Annotated in this window: 9 protein-coding genes; 7 read left to right on the top strand and 2 right to left on the bottom strand. The window is 59.8% G+C overall.

Translation table 11 applies throughout. From position 1 onward, the window contains the following. Nucleotides 1–334 precede the first annotated feature (334 nt). Both FHD68_RS17260 and FHD68_RS17255 read left to right on the top strand, forming a co-directional pair. Nucleotides 335–955, top strand: coding sequence for a recombinase family protein (locus FHD68_RS17260; RefSeq protein ID WP_425277556.1), 621 nt, complete (start codon nucleotides 335–337; stop codon nucleotides 953–955). 104 nt (nucleotides 956–1,059) lie between these two features. Continuing rightward, nucleotides 1,060–1,494, top strand: coding sequence for a LexA family protein (locus tag FHD68_RS17255; protein WP_127899570.1), 435 nt, complete (start codon nucleotides 1,060–1,062; stop codon nucleotides 1,492–1,494). A gap of 33 nt (nucleotides 1,495–1,527) precedes the next feature. On the opposite strand, the gene FHD68_RS17250 is transcribed toward FHD68_RS17255, so the two are convergent. Next, nucleotides 1,528–1,968: a MerR family transcriptional regulator gene (locus tag FHD68_RS17250; RefSeq protein ID WP_023517540.1), complete on the bottom strand. Its 441-nt coding sequence runs from the start codon at nucleotides 1,966–1,968 to the stop codon at nucleotides 1,528–1,530. 98 nt (nucleotides 1,969–2,066) lie between these two features. Between FHD68_RS17250 and FHD68_RS17245 the strand changes: the two genes are divergently transcribed. Genes FHD68_RS17245 through merA form a run of 4 tightly spaced genes read left to right on the top strand, consistent with a single transcriptional unit; the run spans nucleotide 2,067 to nucleotide 4,502 of the window. Further along, a complete protein-coding gene (locus FHD68_RS17245) occupies nucleotides 2,067–2,486 on the top strand; it encodes a mercuric transporter MerT family protein (protein ID WP_139086370.1) in 420 nt (139 codons plus the stop codon). A gap of 16 nt (nucleotides 2,487–2,502) precedes the next feature. Continuing rightward, entirely contained in the window at nucleotides 2,503–2,790 is a 288-nt protein-coding gene (locus tag FHD68_RS17240; protein WP_010661778.1) for a cation transporter, read from the top strand. An 11-nt stretch (nucleotides 2,791–2,801) separates the two neighbouring features. Then, a complete protein-coding gene (locus FHD68_RS17235; RefSeq protein ID WP_003501076.1) occupies nucleotides 2,802–3,059 on the top strand; it encodes a hypothetical protein in 258 nt (85 codons plus the stop codon). Next, complete coding sequence (merA, locus tag FHD68_RS17230; RefSeq protein WP_003501078.1) at nucleotides 3,060–4,502, top strand: mercury(II) reductase; 1,443 nt, start codon at nucleotides 3,060–3,062, stop codon at nucleotides 4,500–4,502. It abuts the gene before it with no gap. Between the two features lie 36 nt (nucleotides 4,503–4,538). Here merA and FHD68_RS19655 read toward each other — a convergent pair whose 3' ends face one another. Further along, nucleotides 4,539–4,637, bottom strand: a complete 99-nt coding sequence (locus tag FHD68_RS19655; RefSeq protein WP_244297937.1) for a helix-turn-helix domain-containing protein — start codon at nucleotides 4,635–4,637, stop codon at nucleotides 4,539–4,541. A gap of 190 nt (nucleotides 4,638–4,827) precedes the next feature. Between FHD68_RS19655 and FHD68_RS17220 the strand changes: the two genes are divergently transcribed. Continuing rightward, the gene (locus FHD68_RS17220; RefSeq protein ID WP_482811972.1) at nucleotides 4,828–5,919 is read left to right on the top strand and encodes a hypothetical protein; all 1,092 of its coding nucleotides are present in this window, start codon (nucleotides 4,828–4,830) and stop codon (nucleotides 5,917–5,919) included. Nucleotides 5,920–6,019: the final 100 nt, after the last annotated feature.

Here is a 6,019-nt window from a genome sequence, read left to right as displayed (position 1 = left end):
CATACAGCGAATTGCAGAAGCGCTCTTGATAGCGGTCATCGAGGCACTGGGCAGCATCGGTCAAATTGGGCTCAGAGGGGTCATATGCTGCATCACGCGCGAGGGTCTGCTTCGCTGTTTTGGCGAAGCCTCTGCGTCATTTAGCGCTGGATAAGTCGCGCCAAGTAGCGCTGGAGGTCACAGCAACGTCACGGAAACGGTCGGTTTTCTTGCGATCCTGGTGCCCGGCTCGACTGAACAGCTTTGGCACAAGAAAACCCGTTGCGGAAACCAATGACACCTTGCAGGGTATGCGCAGTCTTTTCTTGCCGGGTATGCGGTGCTTATCGGCTACATGAGAGTCTCGAAATCGGACGGCACCCAAACGCTCAGCCGGCAACGCGACGCACTGCTAGCGGCGGGTGTCGATCCGGACCGGATTTATGAGGATCTGGCTTCTGGTCGCCTCGATGCCCGCCCTGGTCTGCTGGCCTGCCTCAAGTCACTCCAGCCGGGCAACACGTTGGTCATCTGGAAGCTGGATCGGCTTGGCCGCGATCTTCGTCACCTGGTCACCACCGCCGAAGCCTTGAGAGAGCGGGGCGTCGGCTTGAAGGTTCTGGCCGGTGCGGGCGCGCAGATCGACACGACCACCGCCAACGGCAGGCTCGCGTTCGGCATCTTTGCGGCATTCGCGGAGTTTGAGCGGGAGCTGATCGTTGAGCGGACGCAGGCAGGGATCGCCGCTGCCCGTGCGCGTGGCAGGCTTGGAGGCCGCCCGCGCAAGATGGATCGCACGACCCTCAGCATGGCAATGACAGCCATGTCCGACCGCAATGCTGTTGCTAAAGAGGTCGCGCGCCGCCTCGGGATCACGACCACAACCCTCTACGCCTATGTCAACGGGGACGGCAGCCCGAAGGCCGCAGGGCAGGCTTTGCTTGATGGTATCCCCCTGCAACAGGCTCGCAACTAAGCTGGTCGCAGCTTGGGCACCTGTTTGACCTAAGTCAGTTAGCGGCTTGACGCCGCAGGGGGGGTTCGGGTTATGGCTGATGTTCCCGTATTGTTCTAATAGCCATGACCCTGCACTTAAGCCCTATCAAGATCACGCTCGTAGACCGGCATGTGCCCCTGGCATCCATGCCGGTTCCGGCCGGTTTTCCGTCACCCGCCGCGGATGATCTTGAAGATACGATCGACCCGATCAAGTGGGTAGTGCGGCATGAGCATGCGACCTTTTGGTGGCGCGTGTCCGGTGACAGTCTGGAGGCAGAGGGCATCCTGGACGGCGACCTGATCGCCGTGGATCGCGCTGGCAAGCGCCGCCATGGCCGCATTGTCGTCGCGGTGGTCGATGGCGCCATTACCGTAAAGAAGCTCGCCAAGCGCGATGGTGTCTGGTTTCTCGATCCGCGCGCCCGCGCGGATGGCTATGCCACAATCCCGGTCACGGAGACGACCGAGATATGGGGGGTTGTCGCCGGCGTCGTGCGCCGCCTGCCCATAGAATAAGGGGTCAGAACAAGAGCTGCTCGAAATCGTACGCTAAGCTTGAACGGAGCGGGAACGCTTGATTGACCGCATTTCAAAAAGGGCATCTATGACCGGACATTCTGGAACCTGATCGCCGGTGCATTGCGCCGCCATATTCGACATGGCCCGCTCCAGACGCCGCAGATCGGCGATTTTCTGACGGATATCTTTCAAATGTTCGATGGTGAGCGCATGGACCTCCCGGCAGGTGTAGGTATGCCCATCGACCAGGCGAAGCAGGCCGCGCAACTCGTCCAGGCTGAAGCCGAGTTCACGGCCGCGCCGCACGAAATGCAGCCGCCTTGCGTGTTCAGTTGTGTAGATACGATAACCCGCTGCGCTGCGGGCGGGCTTCGGCATGACGCCGATTTTCTCGTAATAGCGGATCGTCTCTATGTTGACGCCGCTGCGCTCGGACAGCACGCCGATCGAAAATTCATCATTCTGTGTCATCACATAGCTCGCACAAATCCGTGAAAATTTCTCGCTTGACCCTGTAGTCGCTACAGGCACTAGGGTCACGATAGATCAATTGCGGGAGCATGTGAACGATGATGCAGGATGAAACACGGACGCTGGCAAATACAGTCACAGAGCCAGCCGAAAAGGGTTTTGATCGGGCAGCATTGCTGTCGGTCGGCGGCATCGTTGCGGCACTGGGCGCAGCAACCTGTTGCGTGCTGCCCTTTGCCTTGTTCTTCGCTGGCATCAGCGGCGCGTGGATCGGCAATTTGACCGCGTTCGAACCCTACCAGCCTGTGTTTATCACGATCACGATCGCGCTCGCCTGCCTCGGCTACGGTTTCTATCTCGTCTATCGCAGGCCGAAGGCGGCTGAATGCGCCGAGGGTTCCTACTGCGCGCGTCCATCATCCCATCGGAACGCCAAGATCGGCCTTTGGGTCGCAACTGTCTTGATCATTATCGCCGTGGGCTTTCCCTACGCCGCCCGCCTTGTCCTCGATGCTTAATCCCAAGGAGAATCTCATGAAAATCCTGCCCCTCATTGCCCTTACTGCGTCCCTGCTGACGGGTGGTCACGCTTTTGCCGCCGAGCAGACCGTAACCTTGAATGTTGCCAATGCCACCTGCGAACTCTGCGGCCCGATTGTGAAGCGGGCGCTCAGCAACGTTCCAGGCGTGCTCGATGTTGATGTATCGGAGGCGACCGGCGCGGCGATCGCGAAGGTGCGCTTTGACGACAGCCAGACGAATGTCGCCGCGCTGATCACCGCAACCACCAATGCTGGCTATCCGTCCGGCGTTTCGCAGTAAGGAGGTTCAGCATGACAGATGGAAAGTTCATCGGCCTTGGCGGAGTCGGGTTTCTCGCCGTCATCTGTTGCGCCGCGCCATTTCTTTTGGTCGCCGCTGGCTCTTTTGGCTTTTCCGCATGGTTCGCAGCGGCCGGCTATGTGCTGATCCCGATCGCTCTCGCCGCGATTGGGGCGTCCGCACTTTATCTTTACCGGCGTCGGCGTTCCGCCTCATCAGCGGATGCCAATTGCTGCTCGATGAATAACAAGACAACAAAGGTGAATTGAATGTGTGAAGCTTGCGACGTTCCAACTTCCAACAAAGGCAACGGCCGTTATGATCTTGTGGTCGTCGGAGCTGGCTCGGCCGGTTTCTCCGCCGCGATCACGGCCGCCGAACTAGGCGCCCAAGTGGCTCTTGTCGGGCATGGCACGATCGGCGGTACATGCGTCAACATCGGCTGCGTGCCCTCGAAAGCCCTGATCCGGGCCACGGAGGCTGTACGTCACGCCAACGATGCGGCTGCCCGGTTTGATGGGATCGAAAGCGGCGCGCGCGTGGTTGATTGGGCCGCTCAGATCGCCCAGAAAGACGCTTTGGTTGCCGGTCTGCGACAGGCGAAATACGCTGATCTGCTGCCGGAGTACAACAATGTGGTCTACCACGAAGGTCCGGCCCGCCTCGTTGACGGCGGTGTCCAGGTCGCGGGCCAGCACATCGGCTCCGAGCGAATTATCATCACCACCGGTGCGCGTCCGGCGTTGCCGGGGATTCCGGGGATCGCTGACGTATCGCCGCTCGACAGCACGACAGCGCTCGCCCTGACCGAGCTGCCACGCTCGATGATAGTGCTTGGCGGCGGCTACATCGGCGTGGAGCTTGCCCAGACTTTCGCACGGGCCGGTGTCGAAGTGACACTCGTGTTCCGCAGCCGGCTTCTGCCGGAGGCTGAACCCGAAATCGGCGCTGCGCTTGCCACCTATCTGGCCGATGAGGGGATTAAAATCGTCAGCGGCATTACCTACGAGTCCGCCCGCAAGACCGATGATGGTGGTGTTGCCCTCGCCATCGCGCGGGACGGACGTCCGGAAATCTTGACTGCCGAGCGGATTCTTGTGGCGACGGGACGCCGCTCGAACACTGAAGCCCTTGGGCTTGCTGAAACCGGTATAGACCTGACACCGGCCGGGGCCATCATCGTTGATGATCGCATGCGCACCTCGAAGGCGGGCGTCTATGCCGCCGGCGATGTAACCGGAAAAGATCAGTTCGTCTACATGGCCGCCTATGGCGCAAAGCTCGCCGCCAAGAACGCATTGAACGGCAACAGCCTGAGTTACGACAACACCGCAATGCCCGCCGTGGTCTTTACCGATCCGCAGGTGGCGAGCGTCGGCATGACCGAAGCGCAGGCGCGGGCTGCCGGACATTCGGTTCGCACCTCCGTCCTTTCCCTCGACAATGTGCCGCGGGCGCTGGCGGCGCGCGACACGCGCGGCCTGATCAAGCTGGTCGCCGACGGGTCAACCCGGAAACTCCTTGGCGCTCACATCCTTGCACCAGAGGGTGCTGACAGCATTCAGACGGCAGCCTTGGCCATCCGCTGCGGCCTGACGATCGATGATCTCTCGGAGACGATCTTTCCATATCTGACGACTGTCGAAGGTTTGAAGCTTGCGGCTCAGACCTTCGACAGGGATGTGAAAAAACTGTCCTGCTGCGCGGGGTGAGGCGAAAGGGAAACGGGTGCCTACTCAAGTCACGGCTTAAACGGAGCGGTCGCCCTCGATCCTGACACGCATGATGGTCTGGCGGCTGGTGTCAAATTTTCTGGCGAGTGCGGAAACGCTCATCCCGCCCGCCAAATCCGAGAGAACATCCAATTTCTGCTTCTCATTGAGCCGAGCGGGACGGCCGAGGGTCAGCGAGCTGATCGAGAAGGCCAAAGAAGAGAATGGCGTTATCCGAAAGTTGAAGCAGGTGACGATTGGTGACGGCGGAGACGTTCCGTCTTCAAAGCCTATATCGGTTTCCGCGCCGTCCCTCGTCGATCAAATGCTGGCTCAGGCCGAAGCCAAGACCGAACCCACTGTCGTAGTGGCTGACGGAGAAACGGCATCTGAAGCTGCATCGCAGCCCGTCATTAAGCCTGGCGGCATGGTGCCAACACAAGCTCCTTTCAGCTTCAGCACCCCCGAGGAATTGAAAGTCGCCCGTACGGTACTCAACGTCGTGATCCCTCAGTTCAGTACTAAGGTTTCCTCAATTGGTGACCTTAATGACCCCAAGGTGATCGAACGCATTGCTGATGCGGCAATCGCTGCGCAGAAGCCTGAAGAGGGGTTTATCCCGAGCATCACTAGGGAACAAGCAGTCGCCGTCGCCCAGGAACTCTGCAAGCACTACGTAGAGCGAACCCTTGCGATCCCTGCACTGACGATTACACCGCAACAGCAGGTTTCATTCGGATTTAGGCGCTTCGATCTGGATATGAAGAGCTGGAACTTTCAGCCGCTATCGCGCGAACTCATGATCCAAGTCCTGAGAACGGAGAAAACGTCGAGAATTTCGGGTGAGGATGAAGGGGATACCGCAAACCGTCTCGAAGATTACGTCGTTGCCAAGCTGATCGACTACTCTGAAATTGATTACGACGCTCATGCAGCTATTCTCTACGATTTAGCCGGACATTGCCTTGGCATGACCGCGCAGGACGCTGCGCGTTTGCTCTTCATCACCGTCAAAACGGTTGCGTGTGTGGATGACTGCCTGAAGGAGGCAGGCGCAGACGTGTCCACCATCGCCCGCAGCTTCGGCAAGACCGAGGCGCATGTTTACCGCCGCCTTGCGCTGGCAGCACTGCCCGCCGCTGTTCTGGACGCCTTGAAGACGGGACATATCAGCTACGGGATGGCAAAAGCCTTCACCGTGTCCCAGGACGAGGCTTTGACCTTGCAGTTTCTGGCCGAGGTGATGGGCCGCGACGTGTCCGAATACCGCATCAAGCAGGCTTTGCAGCCGGAAGCGATCAGCGGCTCCGACCGCCGCGCCCTGTTTGTCGGGCTGGACGCCTACACCGCCCATCCTTCTGCGACGAAGGTTCAACTGGCCCCGCTTCGGCGGGGCTTCTTTTTTGGCGGGGAATGATGACCTGGCGGTGGCGGCCGTCTGCGCCGTGACCTGCCACGGGTCTTTCATCCAGCCGCGACCGGAGTCCAAGGGTTGTTTACGCCGATTGGCGCAGGTT

The sequence above is a fragment of the Paracoccus marcusii genome, from assembly GCF_006151785.1.
Taxonomy (GTDB): domain Bacteria; phylum Pseudomonadota; class Alphaproteobacteria; order Rhodobacterales; family Rhodobacteraceae; genus Paracoccus; species Paracoccus marcusii.
The sequence above is the reverse complement of the archived record's forward strand: the minus strand, read 5'-3'. Positions and strand labels throughout refer to the sequence as shown.

What these genes read in the sequence shown, in the direction of transcription:
- FHD68_RS17260 (WP_425277556.1), top strand. Translation starts at nt 335, where the DNA reads ATGAGAGTCTCGAAATCGGACGGCACCCAAACGCTCAGCCGGCAACGC.
- FHD68_RS17255 (WP_127899570.1), top strand. Translation starts at nt 1,060, where the DNA reads ATGACCCTGCACTTAAGCCCTATCAAGATCACGCTCGTAGACCGGCAT.
- FHD68_RS17250 (WP_023517540.1), bottom strand. Translation starts at nt 1,968, where the DNA reads ATGACACAGAATGATGAATTTTCGATCGGCGTGCTGTCCGAGCGCAGC.
- FHD68_RS17245 (WP_139086370.1), top strand. Translation starts at nt 2,067, where the DNA reads ATGATGCAGGATGAAACACGGACGCTGGCAAATACAGTCACAGAGCCA.
- FHD68_RS17240 (WP_010661778.1), top strand. Translation starts at nt 2,503, where the DNA reads ATGAAAATCCTGCCCCTCATTGCCCTTACTGCGTCCCTGCTGACGGGT.
- FHD68_RS17235 (WP_003501076.1), top strand. Translation starts at nt 2,802, where the DNA reads ATGACAGATGGAAAGTTCATCGGCCTTGGCGGAGTCGGGTTTCTCGCC.
- merA (WP_003501078.1), top strand. Translation starts at nt 3,060, where the DNA reads ATGTGTGAAGCTTGCGACGTTCCAACTTCCAACAAAGGCAACGGCCGT.
- FHD68_RS17220 (WP_482811972.1), top strand. Translation starts at nt 4,828, where the DNA reads ATGCTGGCTCAGGCCGAAGCCAAGACCGAACCCACTGTCGTAGTGGCT.